Origin of the sequence: Pantoea sp. B623 (genome assembly GCF_024814475.1) — a bacterium.
Taxonomy (GTDB): domain Bacteria; phylum Pseudomonadota; class Gammaproteobacteria; order Enterobacterales; family Enterobacteriaceae; genus Pantoea; species Pantoea ananatis.
Genome location: NZ_JANUXM010000002.1, coordinates 23,287 through 42,325 on the forward strand (window position 1 = coordinate 23,287; position 19,039 = coordinate 42,325).

At 55.1% G+C, this 19,039-nt stretch carries 14 protein-coding genes; 2 read left to right on the forward strand and 12 right to left on the reverse strand.

Annotation, left to right across the window (positions count from 1 at the left end):
• Positions 1–97 precede the first annotated feature (97 nt).
• From NXS97_RS00215 to NXS97_RS00270, 12 genes are all read right to left on the reverse strand, one after another.
• Positions 98–946 (reverse strand): DsbA family protein, encoded by an 849-nt coding sequence (locus tag NXS97_RS00215; RefSeq protein ID WP_259231477.1) that lies wholly within the window; start codon positions 944–946, stop codon positions 98–100.
• A gap of 100 nt (positions 947–1,046) precedes the next feature.
• Positions 1,047–7,040, reverse strand: a complete 5,994-nt coding sequence (gene mobF / locus NXS97_RS00220; protein ID WP_259231478.1) for a MobF family relaxase — start codon at positions 7,038–7,040, stop codon at positions 1,047–1,049.
• Positions 7,037–9,658 carry a type IV conjugative transfer system coupling protein TraD gene (gene traD / locus NXS97_RS00225; RefSeq protein WP_259231479.1) on the reverse strand — a complete coding sequence of 874 codons (2,622 nt, stop codon included), beginning with the start codon at positions 9,656–9,658 and terminating at the stop codon, positions 7,037–7,039. The genes mobF and traD overlap by 4 nt, the downstream gene beginning before the upstream one ends.
• Positions 9,659–9,772: 114 nt before the next feature.
• A complete protein-coding gene (locus NXS97_RS00230; RefSeq protein ID WP_259231480.1) occupies positions 9,773–10,120 on the reverse strand; it encodes a hypothetical protein in 348 nt (115 codons plus the stop codon).
• A 348-nt stretch (positions 10,121–10,468) separates the two neighbouring features.
• Positions 10,469–11,203 (reverse strand): complement resistance protein TraT, encoded by a 735-nt coding sequence (gene traT, locus NXS97_RS00235; RefSeq protein WP_259231481.1) that lies wholly within the window; start codon positions 11,201–11,203, stop codon positions 10,469–10,471.
• 127 nt (positions 11,204–11,330) lie between these two features.
• Positions 11,331–11,900, reverse strand: a complete 570-nt coding sequence (locus NXS97_RS00240; protein WP_259231482.1) for a hypothetical protein — start codon at positions 11,898–11,900, stop codon at positions 11,331–11,333.
• A gap of 24 nt (positions 11,901–11,924) precedes the next feature.
• Complete coding sequence (gene traG, locus NXS97_RS00245) at positions 11,925–14,963, reverse strand: conjugal transfer mating-pair stabilization protein TraG (protein ID WP_259231484.1); 3,039 nt, start codon at positions 14,961–14,963, stop codon at positions 11,925–11,927.
• A complete protein-coding gene (traH, locus tag NXS97_RS00250) occupies positions 14,956–16,323 on the reverse strand; it encodes a conjugal transfer pilus assembly protein TraH (protein ID WP_259231486.1) in 1,368 nt (455 codons plus the stop codon). Before traH ends, traG begins: the two co-directional genes overlap by 8 nt.
• Positions 16,324–16,369: 46 nt before the next feature.
• Positions 16,370–16,648, reverse strand: coding sequence for a hypothetical protein (locus NXS97_RS00255; protein ID WP_259231487.1), 279 nt, complete (start codon positions 16,646–16,648; stop codon positions 16,370–16,372).
• Between the two features lie 30 nt (positions 16,649–16,678).
• Positions 16,679–17,308 (reverse strand): conjugal transfer protein TrbB, encoded by a 630-nt coding sequence (locus NXS97_RS00260; protein WP_259231488.1) that lies wholly within the window; start codon positions 17,306–17,308, stop codon positions 16,679–16,681.
• Positions 17,305–17,514 (reverse strand): hypothetical protein, encoded by a 210-nt coding sequence (locus NXS97_RS00265; RefSeq protein WP_259231489.1) that lies wholly within the window; start codon positions 17,512–17,514, stop codon positions 17,305–17,307. The genes NXS97_RS00260 and NXS97_RS00265 overlap by 4 nt, the downstream gene beginning before the upstream one ends.
• On the reverse strand, positions 17,511–17,975 hold the full coding sequence (locus NXS97_RS00270; protein ID WP_201252995.1) for a hypothetical protein: 465 nt from the start codon (positions 17,973–17,975) through the stop codon (positions 17,511–17,513). The genes NXS97_RS00265 and NXS97_RS00270 overlap by 4 nt, the downstream gene beginning before the upstream one ends.
• Positions 17,976–18,071: 96 nt before the next feature.
• Between NXS97_RS00270 and tnpA the strand changes: the two genes are divergently transcribed.
• Positions 18,072–18,686, forward strand: a complete 615-nt coding sequence (gene tnpA, locus NXS97_RS00275; RefSeq protein WP_259231492.1) for an IS66-like element accessory protein TnpA — start codon at positions 18,072–18,074, stop codon at positions 18,684–18,686.
• The gene (gene tnpB, locus NXS97_RS00280) at positions 18,683–19,030 is read left to right on the forward strand and encodes an IS66 family insertion sequence element accessory protein TnpB (RefSeq protein ID WP_058702782.1); all 348 of its coding nucleotides are present in this window, start codon (positions 18,683–18,685) and stop codon (positions 19,028–19,030) included. Before tnpA ends, tnpB begins: the two co-directional genes overlap by 4 nt.
• Positions 19,031–19,039: the final 9 nt, after the last annotated feature.

The following is a 19,039-nucleotide window of genomic DNA, read 5'->3' on the forward strand; positions in this document are numbered from 1 at the left end:
GTGATACCCAGGAAGATGCTATCAGTGGGCTAAAGGACAAAGGTCATTCCTGTAAAATTCACCGGGAACGTAACAGAGAACCCGGGGGCGAGCACGATCAGTTCCGTTGATACAGTCCCGGCGGCGCAATCCTGTCGCCGGGCGTTCCTTCCTTTCCGGCCGCTTTGTTGATGGCATGCTGCATCACCGCTTCGCTGACCACGCCCGGTACGACCGTTGTGTTCTCCGGGCTGGCATTCTCTGCCGGCATGACAATAATCCCCGGCGTTCCTGAAAGCCCCAGCATCTCAGCCAGAGAATCATTGTTAGCAATCAGGCTGTCAGATTTTGCATAATCCTCCTGCTTTTCAGGCCCTGCACCCGCTGTTTTCGCAGCAGTTTCTATGTCTTCAGCTGTAAGCTTTCCCTCATTGTGCCCTGTCCGGTAAATGCCGTTGTGATAAGCCATATAGGCCGCAGCGCCCTTCTGCCTGAATACGTCCAGACCACGTCGGGAGGCCTGAGTGGACTCCGGGAAACGGGAGGCAAATATCGTCCAGTCACGGAATGCAAACCTGACATCCGGATTACTGGCCATCACCTTTTCCATCACCGGCGACATCATGCTGCAGGCAATGCATTCGTAATCAAAAAACTCCGTCACGATCACCTTTGAGTCAGCCGGGCCTGTCACCGGCACGCCGTCGAGCTGCATCAGCAGCCGGTGGGCTTTAACCGCCGCACCGACAAAGGCCTTTTGCTTCATCTCTTCCTGGCGAGCCTGAAGCTTTTTACTGACTTCAATCAGGACATCCGGATGCGCAACCAGATAGTCAGCCGCAATTTCGCCGATTCGGGCCTGCTGCGCAGGCGTAAAGTCCTCTGCTGCAGACGTCGGTGCCGCCTGGGCGGCGCAGGAAATGCCAGTGGCCAGCATCACTGCCGCCATTTTCAGGTGTTTTTTCATAAGATTCTGCTTTCTCTTTCAGGAATTCAGGGAAATTAATGGCTGGCTGTTGCGCCAGCTTTCGCGAGCTGCAGGGCCGTGATACTGCCCTGCATGTGTATCAGCGCTCTTTCTGAATATTGCGGGTAATCTCAGGGACAGGTTCTTCACGCTCCCTGCCACGTCCTTCTGCCGGCAGGGTAGGCTGACTCTGTCTTTCAAGCTCACGCGCCGCGCTGGCAATGGCGCGCTCCGACAGTTCGGCTTGCGCCCTGACAGGAGCCTGCACAGACCGGTCCAGTTCTTCTGTCGCCTTCCGGATGACAGATGCCGGTATGGCACCCGCACCGCCCGTCTCAGCAGGCAGACGAATATCACCAGGCAGGCCTCCGCTCGCCAGTGCACTGAGCACCGCACTGGCTGAAGCCGCAGTCAGACCTCCCTGCGACGAAAGCTCGCCGGCAGCCTGACCGATAAGCCGTGCATAGTCAGGTTCCTTTTCCCCTGGTAATGCCGGTATTTGCTGTTTAACCGACTCCACTACGCGTGTCAGAAGTCGTGAATTCAGCTTCTCCTTTTCAGCATCAGTTTCAGGCAGTTTCACCGCAGCCTGAGCCTCAGCCATAAGCTGCTTCGCAAGCTTCTGCATCTCCGCCATTCCGTCCGGCTCTGTTTTTTCGGGTAGCTTTATGTCTTCCCTGGCGGCTTCGGTAGCCAGCTTTCTGGCCAGCGCTTTCATATCGGGCTCTCCTGCCCGCTCTGACCGGTCCGTTTCGGGCAGTGAGAGCGACGCACCCTGTGATTTTTCAAGCGCCGCGAGGGCCGCCTGCAGCAGGGCTGACTCGTCGCGGACGGGACCATCCGGAGGCAGATTTCTGAGCATATCCGTTAACTCATGCTGCACAAGGCTCACCAGCGCAGCGTCGGAACGGTATGCCCGTTCTGGCTGGCCACCGGCGACTTTCAGCATCCTGTCAGTCGGTGTTTTACGGCCGGTCTGAAGGATAACGCCGGTATGTGGATGCGTCCTGGCAGCGTCAAGCCCCTGCCCCAGTGACGTGACTATCATCGTTTCTCCGTTCCGGCTTTTCTGCAGCACAGCAGCCTGCGCTTCGCGGGTGGCCAGCTCCCTGCCCACACCTGTTGTCATCTGACCAGCGTCCGCACTGATCGGGTAGAGACTGACGCCGGCAGTCTTGCCATTGCCGTCAAAGACCGGCAGGGCAAGGTGGGGTTCCGGATACTTTTTAGTGGGGGGGATAATTCGCACGGTTAACGGACTGTTTTTAAGCCCATGCTCCCGCAGAAAGGTCCGGCCTATGGCCGTTTTTGACGCCGGTTTTCCCATACCCCAGATAAGTCTTGCCTGAGAGCGTTCAGGCTGAGGATCGATGGCGTCGTGCGCCGTTTCAGGGCCGTTATCCCTGTTACGAAGCGTGGCCATCCAGTCTGCCATTCCGTCCGTGTAAATCTGTACGTGGTCAACCGCACGGGAGATGCTGATGTAAAAGGCGCGCATACCGCTCATGCGCTGACGTGCCCCCTCAGTACCTTCAAGCGCAATGACGTACTCTGCACTGGCCCCCTGAGCACCGTATCCCGTTACCGCCCACGCATAGTCAATATGCTGGTCTGCAGTTACCTTCCCCGGCTCTATGACCTTTTCCCCTGCTGCACTCCTCAGTACCACCTCGCCATTATCCCGTAGCGCCTGTACCCGATACTGTTCATGTGCGGTGTGTCCGGCCTGTTTCTGCGTTTTGGTCATGCGCAGACTGTCGCCAACCCGCAGCTCCAGGCTTTTGCGTTCAAAAACCTCGATCTCCGTGGCATTGAGTTCAGCCGGTGAATAAAACTTTGTCCTGCCGTCTTCATCCCGTAACACGATGCGGTTAATACCCGAATCAACAGCCGTCACACTGAGATAGCTGTCGTTCACCATAACCACCTGCCCCGACTTCCAGGATGACGTGCGGTTAAAGTCATGCCTGCCGCCCGTGACACGCTCCAGAACAGGAACGTTTACGGCTTTATTACCCAGCTCCTTCACCTCAAACAGCCTGTCATGAATGCCCTGATTGATTGCCCGCCTGTCTTCGTTCAGCTGTGCGATGATCAGGGTCTTTTCCCTTGCCTCTGTCGTTCGCCCCATGTAGTCCGCAACGATGGCCTCCACCGGCGCTTTGGTTTCAGTAACAGAACGTTCCGGCTGTACCACGCCGGCTGCACGCGGAACCGCAGAGGGCTGGACCTGCATGATTTTCTCAATCGCAGCCGCTGCCTTGTTCTCGATAACGCTGTAAACCGCAGATTTGAGGTTTTCATCACGCTGACGGACGATTTCTTTCATTACGGCAACGTCGATGGGACTGCGCTCCTGAACCAGCCTGAACGGTGCGCCGCTCTCGGGCGAGGTGAACTGCGCGATGTCCCCGACCGACACCGCCCGGCCGTTTCCGGTCGATATGGCATTGTAAGCCACGGCCGTGTCCTGGTTTCCCAGCATGGAAGACTCATCGATGAGGAAAAGCGTGTTTTCAAAGCGGACGCTTTCACCCGCAGCCGTGCGCTGCTGCCAGTCAACGATGAAAGACTTCAGGGTCTGCGCCTCGATGCCGACGCTGCGCATTTCCTTCACCGCCCGGTGCGTAGGCGCCAGCCCGATTATCTGTGGCCGGGAGCCATCCGGGAGCGTGTCCAGCGCAGCTTTAACCGCCCTGAACTGGGTAGTTTTACCCGTACCGGCATAGCCCTGAACGGCAGTGAACCTGTCCTTACTCTCAAGGATCAGCCGCGTGGCATCAGTCTGGCCAGCCGTCAGTCCCGCCGTCACCGAACCACTGACGTTCTGCATCAGGGCAGGCACTGCGTTTTTTCCGGCCGCGATTTCCCCGACGATGGTTTTCTCCATCTCCCAGGTGGCGCGGGCGACGTAGCGGAACTCGCCACCGGCCTGTACGCGGATCAGCTCCCTGTCGGCCACCTGCTGGTCAAACTGCTTCTGCAGATCGGGAACGCCTGGCCCGAACTTCATTGCCTCCTTGAGCAGTTCGACCTCAGTAAAGGCCACATCACGCATCTGCTCAACCGCGCGCGAAAACGCCTTCTGAACGTCTGTCTGCAGGCCGCTTTTAAGAGCAGTCAGTGCTTCTGCTGCGTCATCCCTGCCGCTGGCCTGGCGGACCAGAGACAACGGAGAACGGGTTGCACGCATCCGTGCGAGCCGGTCTTCTGCCCGGACAAGAGGCTCCCCCGTAAACACTTCGGCTTCGTGGCCAGAGCGGGCAAGACTGTTCATCATGTTGGCCGTCAGATCGCGGCCGTTGAGGCTGGCCAGAACCATGCCACGGTCATTGTCCTGGCTTCCCGGGGCGGACACATAGGCGTGGGTCAGATAAAGCGGCCGACCGGTTTCAACCCGTACCGGCTTTTTCTGTCCGTCACGCAACAGTGTTATCTGGCCGTCGCTGACGGACTCAACCGTCAGCCGATCGCGCGCCTTAATTCCTGCCGCCTTGTCGCCGGCGACGGCAAAGAGCCGCTCGCCGCCTGCGACCTGCAATGATTCACGCTCAAAGAGCCGCCAGTCACCAGTGAGCTTCCGGATGTCCTGTACCGTCTCAACACCATCGGAGTCAACCAGTGACAGTTGGCGGCTTTTTTCATGAACCCGGTCGATGACGTAATGACGTGTTTCGTTTTTATCCGATCTGTCCTCCAGTACCTGCCCGGGACGGTAGGTACTGGTAAGTTTTCGGATTTTAGCGGACGTATAAACAGGAATACGCGCCTCAACAGTCACCTCTTCCCGTCCGAGTTTACCGGCATCTTTAAGCGCCGAACGGATCTGATCGTTCAGCTGCTGCTGTTCACGTTCGCCGACGACCGTCGCCGTCAGTGCGGTTTCCGGACCGCTCAGCTCTGCATAACGCGTGGCCAGCGCCTGATAGCGATCGCGCTTGTCCGCGATACTGATAACGCGGGTTTCCAGCCCGGACGAGGGCTCGCTCAGGGAGAGTCGCGGCACACCGGACTGTTCAAGAACCGACAGTGCGCTGGTTGCCGACGTGCGGCCGGCTCCGTCCAGGAACAGCAGCTGCGCATTCTTCTCCAGTGCCTCGCCGGTCAGCACGAGCATTTCTTTCAGGCCCAGTCGCTCGGCCCCCTCAACCACAAGCGTGCTCTGTGGCGTAAGGGTAAAGCTGCTGTCCAGAATTCGGCTGCGGTGCATCAGGTTATCTTTGAGTAAATCTGATTTACCGAGTGACAGCGCACGCTCTGCAGAACTGGCCATGACCATCACATCTCGCCCGTGGGCACGTGACAATGTCACCAGCTTTTCAGCGGTTTCACGCTGACGCAGAGCAGATGAGGGCGAATTAAGGATGGCCACCGGTGACTGGAGAGCCTGAACGAAACGCGCGGGGACTTCACTTTTCGGCGTACGGAAGCTGGCCACAACATTTTCTTTGACCGCATCGGCAGCCACAGACTGTAATGACAGCTCATCCAGCAGGTGGATACGAGACGTAAATACGCCCTTTTCCGCATCCAGAGGGACAAGCTCGCCGCTGCTGATCACCTCATCAAGGGCGCGTTTCAAATCCGGTATCTTTTCTTCGTAGTCGCCTGCACTGAACGCGGTGACCAGCAGGTCGCCGTAGGTAAAACGCGTCTGACTGTCGCTCAGAACTGAAATCGCTTCCTGAACTGACCAGATGGCGTTTTTGCTGATATCCGCCTCGGGTTCAGTCTGCTGCACCTCGCGAGATTTCGCCTCACTGATGACTTCCTGAATGTCAAAATCCAGCTTCTCCATCTGGCTTTTCCAGCGCTCCTGAAGACGGCTGCGGCCCCGTTCAGTTTCGGGCTTGGCAATGGGCTCCTCATCCTGAACCGGTGTCATGTCGTGGTTCTTTGCATTGCCCGTTCTGTCATCTGCCAGCGCGGGTTCAGTCAGCGGCAGTTCGGTTGAATCTGTACTGAAACGTTCTGGCCCGGACGCCTTTTCAGGATAATCGTTCCTTCTGGCCAGATCGTCGTTAAGCGTGCCTGTAACCTGCCGTTCTTCATTGCCGGAAACCTTATCTGGGAGGCCTGAACCGGAGACGTCCGGCCCGCCGGAATGGCTGATGACTTTACCTGCAGTTTCCGGAGAGACACTGTCAGCTTTGTTGATACCGCCAGTTTCTTTTAAGGCGTCGGCCTTAACCTGCAACGGCGTCCGCTCATCCCGAACGGCCGGCGTATTGTTTTCAGGCACCGTTTTAGGGTTTGCGTCATCCTCACCATAGCGATCGAGAGACTGTTTTCTCTGGCGGGTATCGAGCGCCGCCACATCGCGGCTTTTCAGGCTGGCTTCCTCACCCACGCTGAGGTGAATTTCCCTGTGCCGTGATGAGAATTCTTCCAGCACAGTTTCAGTAAAGCCTTTAACTTCCCAGAGATCATGAGGCCCGCCAGTCAGTTCAGTCTCATACCCCAGCGCTTCGGTTTTCCCTTTAAGCGAGCTGCGGTAAATCTGGCCAAACTTCACCTGGTGTTTGTAAATCGTCTCAATAAATCCTGTCCCGTGAATATAATCGGTGGACAGAGCCTTCCATTTGCCGTCCAGCTCAGTGGCGTTAACAATGACGGCGTGGGTATGTATCTGCGGATCAAGGTTACGGGACGTGTCATGGGTAAACAGTGCCGCCACCATTTTTTCTGTGGGTACAATGCGCGTTATGCCGTCCTTTGTATCCCTGGCGCTGATCAGGTTTTCAATCACCCCCAGCGCATCTTTTACTGCCTCATGGTGAGCATCCAGCAGGCGCTTGTCGCCACCGGCCAGAATGAGCATGGATATACTTTTGGGTGCGGAAAACGTCAGATCATGGCCGGGCCGGTGGACGTGGGAACCCTGAACCTCTTTGCCCAGTTCGACGCCGTTCGGCAGCTTACCGTGCAGGACGTCTGTGAACGTCTGCAGGTCAACCGGTCCCTCCAGTCCCAGCTCTTTTGCCCCCTCGCCCAGCCACTGACTTTCCAGATCATCAAGAAAATAATAGTTATCTTTGCTGCTGTAGTAGCTGGCAGCATCGGCGGCCGAAGCCACCGACGCAACGGTCATCATCTTTCATACCCTCCGGGTTCATGATGTTCTCCCATTTCCTGCCAGGCCTCGTAATCTTCACGGTGGCGCAGGATGTTCTTTTCATCGTCAGCCATTTTGTAGTTGGCCTGCCGGTACTGATCGGCGTAAGCCTCTTCCCTGCTGTCGGGACCGGTTTTCTGATGGCCAGCCGTATGCACAATCAGCTGACCGGCATCGTCTTTTTCTGCCAGCATTTGCAGATCGGGTGCCTCCCCCTGAGCGGCCTCATCAGACGTCGCTGATTCATCACCTGTCGCAGGCTTGTTTGAACGCTGTGCAAGCAATTCAAGCGCGCTCGCCGTTCTCACCGGTGACTTAGCATTTGCAGGAGAAACGGAAGATTTTGCGGCAGGCAGGACGGTTTTTTCATCGGCCGGAACGGACGACTGCGGCCTGTCATCGGGACGTTTGGCCGCGCTCTCTGCGCTGACCGGCGCCTGCGGGATACGACCAGGAAAAGCCCTGACGTTGTCCGGCAACCTTCTTCCGGACTCAGGCTCATCAATCCGTTGCGGTATATTGCCTGCGGGTTTACTGGCGTTTACGGTGCCCGCCCGCTGAGGTTCCTCCACAGGCGCTGAACGTGCTTTGGTCTGCACTGGCTTAACCGGGGTCTGCATTTCCTGTACGGTCTGCTGCTCACGGGCGTCAGCAGCCGGCGCAGAGGCGACGTTGACTGCATTTGCCGGCGCAGGGTTTTCAGTTGAAAAAATGTTTTTAGTGGTTGGAGCTGGAGCCTCCCCCCTTTCCAGATGCTCATCGCCGGTCGGAAAGCGGAGGCCGAGGTTGACGGCATCCCGCTCGTTCCGGCTGATGATTTTTTCCAGCTCAGGACTGAGGTTGTCCCTGAAATCACGCTCGATGAGCGCAGGATGGTATTTTTTCTGTTCGCGGTACTTCAGGCTGAGTTTCACTACCGGATATTCGCCCGGCAGACGGACGTAAAAGCGCAGATTGGGCAGCTTCATGATGTTGTCATAATCAACAACCGGCTCCCTGACCTTGTCCTTGCTGATAGAAATACCGTCACGTTCCTGCGCCAGACCAAAGCTGTTCTGCTCCCGGGCTTCACGCCGGCGTTGATAGCCCAGATCTTCCTCCACCATTTTTGCCACTTCAGAACTGGGAGAGCGGCCGTAAAAGCGCGTGTTCAGCAGGTCAAAAATGGCTCTGGCCATTTCGCGGCCGTAAACGTTAATCAGCTGGGGCATGTTCTGAATACCCAGAACAAAGCAGGCACCGAACTTACGGCCCTCGGCAAGCGTTTCGCCCAAATCCGGGAGTTTCTGCAGGCCCAGAATTTCATCGCCGATAATCCACACCCGGCGCTGGCTGTCCTCGCCCATGCTCTGGATAAACAATGTGGCCAGCGAGAGCCACATCGTTATAAGCGGGCGGACAGATTTACGGTGACGTGCCGTGGTGGAGATAAAGAGCCAGCTGTTGTCATACTGCTTCTCCGTCATCCACTCCCGGATACTGAACTCCGGTTTACCCTCCTTGTCGAGCCCCTGCAGGTAGCGCAGCGACTTGGCGTAGTTGGTCAGCACCGAGCGTATCGAGATGGCGGTTTTTTCAATTTTCTCCTCCACCAGGTTGGCGGAGGGCGTGTTCTTCAGGAATTCACGCAGGCTTTTCAGGTCGATGGACAGCAGGGTTTTCAGGAATTTTTCTATGTTGCGATCCGGGTCCGATGCGAACTGCATGGCCGTATCACTGAAGATAGTCCGGGAAGACGAAACCCAGAACGGGTCCGAATCGCCCTCAACCGGCATCAGCGCTGCCGTCATGTTCTCGTAATCCACGACCTCGCGGCCTTCACGCCACAGCACCCAGTTTTCGCAGCGTCTGTCATGCGTGTTCAGGATTTTGTCCACGCGTTCGTCGTAGTGCGTTTCGACAAACGTACCGCCCGAGTCGTAAATGATGGCGCGGTCACCCCGCTTGCGGATGTAATCAAGCAGCCAACGGATAATGGTGGATTTCCCGACATTGACGGTTCCGTGAATCAGGTAATTCATGATCTCAGCATTGCGGACCATATGAAGCCCGGCCACCTGTAGGTTTGATTTTTCTCCGGCCTTTTTGAGTAGCCGGTTAATCTCTTTCAGGTCATCGGTAAGCTCCATACCGGATATAAATTCATCCGCACTCTCTTTTTTGCCTATCCGTCCCACATACCAGAATACGAGGCTGAAAAGGGCCATTGCCGCCACGCCGCACCAGAAGGCACAGTGTTTGAGATTCTGAATAAGCAGCGCACCCTGCTCCTGCATCCAGGGATTTGCGAGCAGCTGAGCGAGGGTAAGGTTAATGGTGCATATTCTGTCGGGTTCGCAGTGCCAGCGGATATCCCACACGGGCGGGCCGTCGTGCTGCATCAGCCGGATAAAGCCCGACTGCACATAGCCCGTCCAGTACCAGAAGCCGTTTCGTAGCGTATCTTCCGGGGTGATGTACCAGAACGAGCCCAGCGTCGTCAGAACAAAAAACAACAACATCCAGTGTGAAATCCACTGGTTGACCTGTATGAACATTCGCAGGCGGTAGGCCGTTATCTGACCGCCCTGAGTAAGATTTTTAGGCGTGAAACTCATGGAATAACTCCGGCAGACGCGCGCAGGCGGCCCGCCCCGGTTAGCAGGAGCGGGCTGGGGTTACAGTGAAACGGAAGCGCAGGAAAGAGATAACCGGCGTTGGGGCTTACAGCATCAGCCCGGAATTTTGCGAATAAAACCAGTACGCTTAAGCAACCAGCATCCCGCCAGAACCGGCAGGCCACAGACTGCGAAGAGAATATTCCAGCAGAGCAATGTCAGTACCGACAGCACGGCACCGGCCGTCAACGTCAGCAGTGCCATCAGGAAAGAGATCATTCCCGGCGGCGTCAGGCCGTTTTGTGTGCTCCGCATGGCTACGTCATACGCGAAAAAGTCGCTGTGCGACATGATGTACTGAATCACTGGCTGGCCGAACTGGCACAGAACAAATGCACTCCAGGCGAGGAAAAAAGTAAACCAGGTAATGAGGGTGCGTGGTGCGCCGTTAAATTGCAGCATAGGTATCACCTTGTTATCAAAGTTGAATGAGAGGATTGAAAGGATTGAGAACGTCTTTTTTAATGCAGCGCCCGCCGCAGGTGCTGGCTCAGTAAGCCAGCGCGAGGAGGCGAAACGTTTGCGGTAAAACATGAGGCACGTACGCCCGGTGTCTGAACATGAGCGCGTTTTTTGTCTTGCAGAAGGCGTGGCAGGTACAGGATTAGGACGGCACACGTCCGGTTGTCAGGAGAGACGTTGTATTGTCGTCCTCAGACGCATGCCGTTTGTTTCTGTAACCGCCGCCGTTTAGGCGGCAGTCAGGATATCGATGCAGTTATGCGATGATCGTCTTCGCGGGTAATGCAGTTACGGGAGAATGTTAGTAATTGATTTCGCCAGCTGGGCTTCAAGCACCGGTTTGGCTTCTTCGAATTTCAGATTGACCTTGTTGGCATTTGAAACCACACGAGTCTGATATTTCAGGCGGTTGCCCTGCTCGCTGCTGGTCTGCAGTTTGATGCCTGAAGTACCCTGACGCAGAGCGGCAACGTTATCAGTGGTGACGGCGGCTTTACTGCGCTCAGAGATTTGCAGATCGGTCACCATCGTGTAGTTGACGTCTTCCACCATTGCATCAGCCGCCATGCCTAAAAGGCCTACGGCAAGACCAGCTCCGAGCACTGCGCCACCTGAATTTCCGTTATAGGCAGTGATACCTGCGCCCAGCGCTGCACCTGCAGCTCCGCCTTCATAACCACTGGTCAGAAAGCCCTGAGCCTGACGCAGGTCCATTTTATCTGCTTTAAGTACGTTGGCCTGAACCCAGTAGAATGCGGTGTCAGGGCTGCTGGACAGGTTATAACCTTTTGCCCGAAGGTCGTTGGAGATCATGGTCTGCAGGTCACTCATATCTTTATCGGACGTATTGCGTACCTGAACCCAGACTGTTTTTTCACTCGAAGGCTCCATCCAGACCGTCTGACTCATCTGAGTCTTCACGTCGAGATTACGCTTTTTAATTGCTGTGCTCATTGCACCGCAACCAGACAGCACAAGACATGCAGCAGCAATGGCCGCCACAAAAAATGAACGGTTTTTCATTTCAGTATCCTTGTTAAACGAAAAAAAAGGGCGCAGTTGCCCGTTGGTTATGTCTTCAGAGGGATTCTTTGGTGGTGATCCCTTCCGTCAGAAAGACGGAAGGGTTATCGGCTGGAGAGTTTGAAACTTAAATCTTTTTGATGAAATTTGAGATTTTTTCAATGGCGAATCCTGCGCCTAGCCGGTTTATTTCCGCTCCAACTAAAAGGTTTACAACAAACAATAAAGCGAATAGTAATCCAGAAATTGAGAAAGCAAACCAATTCGAATAACCTGACAAAATGGTTGCCAAAATCATAAGAGTTACAAAAAAATTGACTGTTCTTTTAACGATCTTCCTCAAATGCTCAATAACCAATGACTTCTTACGAACGTTTTCTGGAATACTCATGTACAAGAGCACATTGTTATAAGCCATCAAAGTAAACAACAAACCGATTGGAATTGTTGGTGCCACGATGATCCAACCATCTGTCATGAAATAGCTTATGAAACCTTGCAAATCCATCTGCGGCTTGTAGCCAGTGAAGTAGACAATAGCGGAGCTTATTATGCTAAGCATTACTGCTATAGCAGGGATTGTAAGACTTTTTTTCAGCATACTAGAGGAGGAAGGAATCATCCTTGTGTCAGAACTGAATCCATCCACTAACATAGATAAATCAGCACTTATGTCCGACGCCATAACACTTTTCATATTCCATCCCCCTCCAGAACCAAATTAAGAAGCTTTATTTTGAGATCGTCTAAACTGTTCAAGTTTTTCCTTGAACATATCGTTTTTTTCCATTTCTGTACCATAATTGGTCTGCTTTATATCTTCTTCAGTACGGCCAATTCTTTGGTTGTTGACGGCTCCCAGATGTTCTCTTTTGAGTATATCACTGGATGCCTGAACAGTGCTTTTATTTTTGCTTATTTCCCGGTTAATGTCTCCTATTTTTCCCGTATTTTCAAAGTTTCTGTCTGCCACTTTATCAGCGATGTTTTGTGGCGTATTCAGTGAGCCAGCCTGTTCATTTACACGGCTTACTCCTGAGTTGTAATCCTGTGCGATTGCCGGTGAGGTTACGCTACCTCGGGGAGTAATGTTCCGCTCGTTTAAGACCTGGCTGTTTTCACCTGACCCACTATTGCGACCATGAGAGGTGCTCCCCTGGTGAACTGTTCTCGCTGATTCGTTTTGACCTCGATGATTTACCTGTACCGGATCATGTGACGAGTCCTGACTGTCATTACCCGTGACTGCAGGTAACGAACCGGAAGGTGTCAGCGCCTGCGTTGCGGTCTGCTCTGTTCTCCCAGCATAGTTCTGCATGATCTCCGGTTCCAGACGCTCTTTCATGAATTCGGTCGCTGCAGTCTGGGCCGTATTCACGTTTGTCAGGACATGCTGTGCATCGCTGCCGTACTTGGCTGTGGTCCAGTCCACAAACTCCTGATTGTAATTGGCGTCCAGGCTGGCACTCTGGTTCTGCGCGAGCGTGGCCATCCTGCTGAACTCCTGACTCCGCGTGGTGCTGTCGGTGAACTGATGATACTGACTCTTGGAATCATTAAGCGTGGCCGCGAACTGTTGCACTTTCGAATCTGACTCGTTGTTGCTGTGACTCCCCGACTCGCTCAGGCGCGTTGAGGTAACCATGTCCATGCCCTGACGGAAATCCTTCGCCTCCTGGCTGTTTTGATCCTTACGGTAATCATGCCCTTCGGCGTGGCTGTCCTGCGTACCGTGGGAGCTGCCTGAAGAGTGACGCCAGTCAGCATTCAGGTTAACCTCCGCTCCTGCACTCAAGCCTGCTGCCCATTTAGGCAGCTTGCCTGCCAGCATGTCACCGCTATCAAATTTGCCGTAAACCCTGCCTCCTGCTCCAGCACTTCCCGTATTGGTGATATCCATTAACTTGTTAAACGCTTCTGACTGAGAAATATTATGTGACTTCGCGTAACTCTCAACAGCAGATTGCATTTGACTGATTCCACGACTTTCATTACTGGTCACACTGTTATCACTTCCTTTAGTGATTGTGTCGCTGGTTCCGCTCTGGCGATTGAACTGTTCGAGTTGCTGGAAGCCACTGGTTACGCTGTGGTTGTAACCGTCCAGAGCCGTCTGCGCCTGTTGCTGGGCCTGACGTGACTGTTCGGAGAAACCGCTGCTCGCCAGCGAACTGAGTTTCAGGTTAACCGGCAGATTTGAGATAGCCCCACTGGTGTCGTAAACGTTGTGGCCATCGGCCGTCTGCGTGTGCATCGCGCCATTGCTGGTCTGGAAAGCCTGCTGTCCGGAGCGCTGCATGACGTTGGTGTCGAACTTATTGGCACTCACGTTATCCATCGACATGTTGTTGAATGACCAGTTGCCGTCTGCTGTCGTGGAGGCCTGCCCGCCCGTTGAGAACGCGCCGGAACTGATAACTCCGCCGACCACCTGAGAAGCCACCGACGCTGCACCCTTCGTCAGAAAGAACGACATCGCGGGTATCGATGCACTCAGGTAGCCCGCTATATTGGCTGCATCCGAATGCTGAAGCGCGACCTGATCTGCGTTGGCAAGTACCAGAGGCGTGGCACCGGTTTTCGACTGCAGGTAAAAGTTCATCATTGAATTCAGAATGGCGTACATCACGGGCCACATCTGAAAGTACAGAAAGCCACCGGCATACATCTTCAGCGTGTTTACCCCGAAAATGGTGTGGTTGGTCAGAGCAAGCGCAATCACCAGCGGGAAAAGCCCAATCAGGATCAGCATCATCAGCGACTGGAAAATAGGCAGCGTACGGCCGATGACGACACCGAAAGAGGCCCAGCTGAGTCGTTGTTTGGTCATGCTGGATTCTGTGGCCAGATTCACCAGGTTTGCCGTATCAGACGAACGCGCCGCAAAGCCTTTCCATCCGTCACGGATAGCGGCATTGGTCACGTTGTTTCGCATAATCTGCGCTGCGCTCTGGCCACCTGAATAGAAAAAGCCATAGCTGTCGTTCATCGCATTACCCAGGAGCGTGTCTGCGCTGACGCGGTTACCGAAAATTCGCGTAGCCAGCGTGTGCCAGCTGAGCCCTCCAACACGAATGTCGTCGTTCATCAGCGAACGCATGGTGACAGATGCCTGCTGACAGGTTACAAACTGCCGGCCATTACCGGTATCCTGAAAAATGCCCCTTAGCTGACTTGGGTTACTGGTGATAAGCGTCAGCGGGTCGGTACTGTTGAGCAACTGGGAAATGGTGTACTTGTTGTTCAGCATGATGTCGCCGATCACGCAGTTTTCAACGTAGTCAGTAAGCAGCGCGGCCAGCTGAGGATTCTGCGTGCGGAAATCTGACGACTGCGCGACGATTTGCGATCCAAACAGCATGCCCGATTTGGTATACGTCAGGGAATCAGGACGCGCCAGAGTATAATCATACAACTGAGCCATCCCGAAACCTGTGCCTGTCGTCAGGCCCGCAATCATCGCCAGCCCGACCGGCACGTTATCCACTTCATACACCGCTGCAGGATCGGTGATATCGATTATCTGCACACTGCGCTTCGGCACCAGAAGGACGGAAGTGATCAGCATGAAAATACCCAGCCAGTGAAGAAATGCCATCGGGTTGCGCGTTTTAGTGAATGTGACCATTACGCCCAGGATGCTGAACGTGCCCACGATGTGAAGTACCGTGGTGAACGTATCGGAGCCCAGTATGGTGACGACGCCGTTAAACATCTGCCGCCACATGTCTCCGCCGTAAATCGTGTAAACCTCAGTCATTGCCGTTTCCCCAGCGATAGTTACTCTGATAGGAGGTTGAGATAATGGTGGACACCTGCTGCTGCAGGTACTGCATGTTCCGGTCGATGCCGTCGAGCGCGTTCTGATCCGCAGCAGACTGCAGCTTCATCTGTGCGAGAAGGGACTGGGCGTTAAGGACGTTTGAGCGGAGTTCGCCTGCCGCCTGTTCCGGATAATTTTTACCCGCAAGGGACTGGCTGGCCTGCTTTACCAGCTCCTGCAGGTACTGGATCATCATGTCCTGCGCAATAAAGTCCGCGACCTGGAGCAGATAGGTCGGACTCATGCCCATGCTCCGGGAGTTGGTCAGATATTTGAATACCGGCACCGACGTCGTGTTGATGAACCCTTTTTCACGGTCAGTCATCGGGGTATCGCTGGTCAGTTTACTGTCGAGTGACAGCATGATGTTGCGGACCTGCGTCACCAGTGCAGCATCACTGCTGATGTTGACCGTCCCCACCGTGGGTCCGAGGCAGAGGTCCATCGTGTCACAGCCATAGATTTTCGCGCTTCCGCCCCGCATAAGCACGGTGATGATGTCCCGGTTATCCACCATTGGGGTCAGAATGGTGACCTGCCCCTGTGCGTTAAAAACGATGGAGCCGACGATGCTCATGACCAGTTCTTTGAGCTCGTTATTACCGTCAAACAGATGGTTGCGGCCCAGCGCGTCCCAGATAAGGTTTTTGTTTTTCAGTACCTGATCTTTCATCTGGTCAGAGGCCCGGCTGGTCACGCTGTCGCCCTGTCCGCCGACCGTACAGCCCTGCCGGGATGCCGCCCAGTCTGAAAAAATGTTGCTCTCGCCGGCAATGTCCTGGCAGATTTTCTGATTTGATACCTGTGACACGGGCCACAGGCCCCCGATGATGCCCTGCGCTGCCTGACAGGAGCTCATGTTTGCAGAGTTGACGTCTGAGGCCAGTTTCTGCAAAAAGTCCTTAGCCTGCTTGAGTTCAGGGACCATTGTCTGCAGCGCCAGGTCAAAAGCATATCCGGCTGCGTTACTCATTATCTGTTTGACAAACCGCTGCAGTTCCGCGCCGTTAATGAACGAAAATGAGCCCAGGTAAGCGTCAATGCCACCGCAGCCCGCGTTGAGTGAGGGAACCTGCATCGAGATAAGCTGAACCTGCTTGACGGGGTTGCGCAGGTAAATTGAGCCGCCTGTGATATAGCCCGCCGCCTGTCCCTGCCATGCCTGTGCCTGAGAAACATTGCCGTCAAATCCAAGGCTGCTGAAATAGCCATTAAGGTCACCCTGTACGTCGGCCTGAGCCGTACTACTGATTGTCAGCGCTGTGAAGGCTGAAAGAAGGAACTGCCTGATTTTCATGTTCTGCGTTTTCCTTTTACGAGCGGTCCCACTGAGTGATTCATCATCATTTACTCCACTGCGTCATAAACCCGTTCCGCCGGAGGGTGATACTGATTAGCGCGCCACAACCTGATCCCCCGGCAAGGGAAAACAGAAAGAGCAGCGGAAAGTCCCGGACGGCGCTGAGCAATCCGGCATCCGGTCCGGTTGTCAGAATCAGCAAACCGCCTTCTGTGAACTCACAGACAAGCCAGGCATAAAGCCCGGCCGCTGCCAGAAACGAGGCGCAGATAAGCAGTAACGCCGTCTCCAGTCCGGAGAGCGTCAGGGGATGTTCAGTCATGATTTTTTCCGTGGGTGACAGCGCGGCGGGTTACTGAGGCGTCAGCGCTCCGCTGCTGGGAACCGGCCCTAATGTGTCCGGGGAAAGGTGATCAATATCGGCTTCGATCATCAGGGTCAGGCGCTGGCTTATGGTGGCCATGTCGGCCTCGCCCTGATAAAGCGGATAGGCCACGTTAGTGTTCACGTTAACCATGAATGTGGTCGGGGTCGCTATCGGCAGCCCGTTACCGAAGAATGTCAGAATCTCACCGGCAATCGGCTCGTTCGGTCCGGCCTTACGGGGGATCAGCACGACCGGAAATGAACTGTCACCGTATCCGTCCAGCGTGTAGGGATAGACCTTTATGCCTGCCTCATCCGCCCATGCCTTCAGCAGCGGGTCAAATTTGGCACTGTGCGTGCAGCTGCGTTGCATAAACACCACCACGGCATAATCGTTCAGGTTTGCCGTTCTGCCGTCAGGAAGCGTGATCGGATTAGGCGCTTTAGGTGCGCCACGCCGCAGCGGCGTCGCCACAGGGAGTCCGAAGTCCGGCAATACCGCACCGCGCTGCGCCTTTGTCTTCTCCATCGCGGCAATCTGATCCGCAACGGTGGACGCGCCTGCCGTAAACGACAGCCCCAGCAAGAGAGAACCCAGCAGAATTGTTCGCTTCATTGTCCGGCCACTCCCGGACGCCGGCCCCGCCGGAGTGCCTGAACGAGGGAAAATATCGCCAGGACACCGGCAATGGTGCCGCTGGTGACGGCTCCTGTCACCAGCACATCGAGCGTGAGTGAGGCAGAGTAATTCAGGAGCATTCGCAGGCAGTTGAAGATGACTGCCGACATGAAAAACAGGGCGATAACTGGCAGATGATTCATGATTTTTTTCCTTTTTCATGTCCCCGATATCCCCACACGAACATGCTCAGGCAGAGAGAAAGTAATACGCCGGACTTGTAGAGCATCCACAACGTGTTGTTGGTCTGTTCAACCCACGCATCACGGTTCACCGGCTCCCTTTTGCACAGAACCGGAACCGGAGCGGGCTTCAGCTCTGGGAACTTTTCAGTAGAGCCTGTTTTCGCTGTGCCGGATAAGTCAGAAGGCATGGGTTTCGGGGACGGGTGGCACCCCCAGACCTGCGAGGCCGGCGCATCACGCACCAGGTTTTCAGCAGAGTTCAGGAGCATCTGGCCGCCGCTGCCGGCGCCCGTCGAAATCTTCAAAAACAACAGAAAGAAAAGCAGCGCAGGATGTATCACAAGCGTCTGCAGGACGAAATTTGCCAGACGACGGACAGCAACGGCGCGCCCGTGCCAGACAGGAGAAAGTGCCAGCATAAAGATGTCCTCAGAAATTGGGTTTAAAGGTAAGCGGCTCATTCAGACCGTCTTTCATTTTTCCCCTTGTTTCCTACCATGGACACTTTCGCGAACATGGACACTACCGTGGACAAAAACACGCCTTACACCAGAAGACCCTGGATCATCAACGCTCTCAGCCTGCGGTTTAACGATGCCCTGACCTACCGTGAAATCGCTGAGCAACTGAATATCAGCACTTCCGCTACGCATAAAATGTTCAAGCGTTTTCGTCGTACAGGTATTAACTGGCCACTACCCGAAGACTACACACCGGAACGGCTTGAGGAGGAGCTCTATGCTTTCAATCTGGAAACAAACCTGCCCGTCAAAAAACGTCGTCCGGACTGGCCAATGGTGTTCAAAATCCGCATGGCGGAGCTGAGCCTGCAACCGGGTGCCTGCGTGGCAGCACTGGCAAGGGAACATGGCGTTAACGATAACCTGGTATTTAACTGGCGTAACCTGCACCGTCAGGGCCTGCTGGACCCTGCCACGCGCGCCGGGATGATACCCGTCACGGTTGAGCCTTTTCCTGTTCCGGTCAGGCAGAACGGCGGCACACCGGATTCGCCCCCCGTTATCAGCTGTAAGCTGACGCTGCCTGGCGGCACCCTGAGCCTGACCGGCCCCGTGACACCGGAGCTGCTGCGGGCGCTGGTCAGTGCAATCCGTGGGAGTGAGGTATGATTAGCTTTCCGGCAGGCGCACGCATCTGGCTGGTTGCCGGCGTGACGGATATGCGCTGCAGCTTCAACGGGCTGGCGGCGAAAGTGCAGAACACGCTGCGTGCCGACCCTTTCAGCGGCCACCTGTTCATCTTCCGGGGCCGGCGCGGCGATATGGTTAAGGTCCTCTGGGCAGACCCCGATGGTCTTTGTCTTTTTACGAAGCGCCTTGAGCGGGGGCGTTTCGTCTGGCCGGTGAACCGGGACGGCAGGGTGCACCTGACGCAGGCCCAGCTGGCCATGCTGCTGGAAGGCATTAACTGGAAGCATCCGCAGCGGATAAATCCTCCTGGCCTGCGCATCTGAACCGGCGTA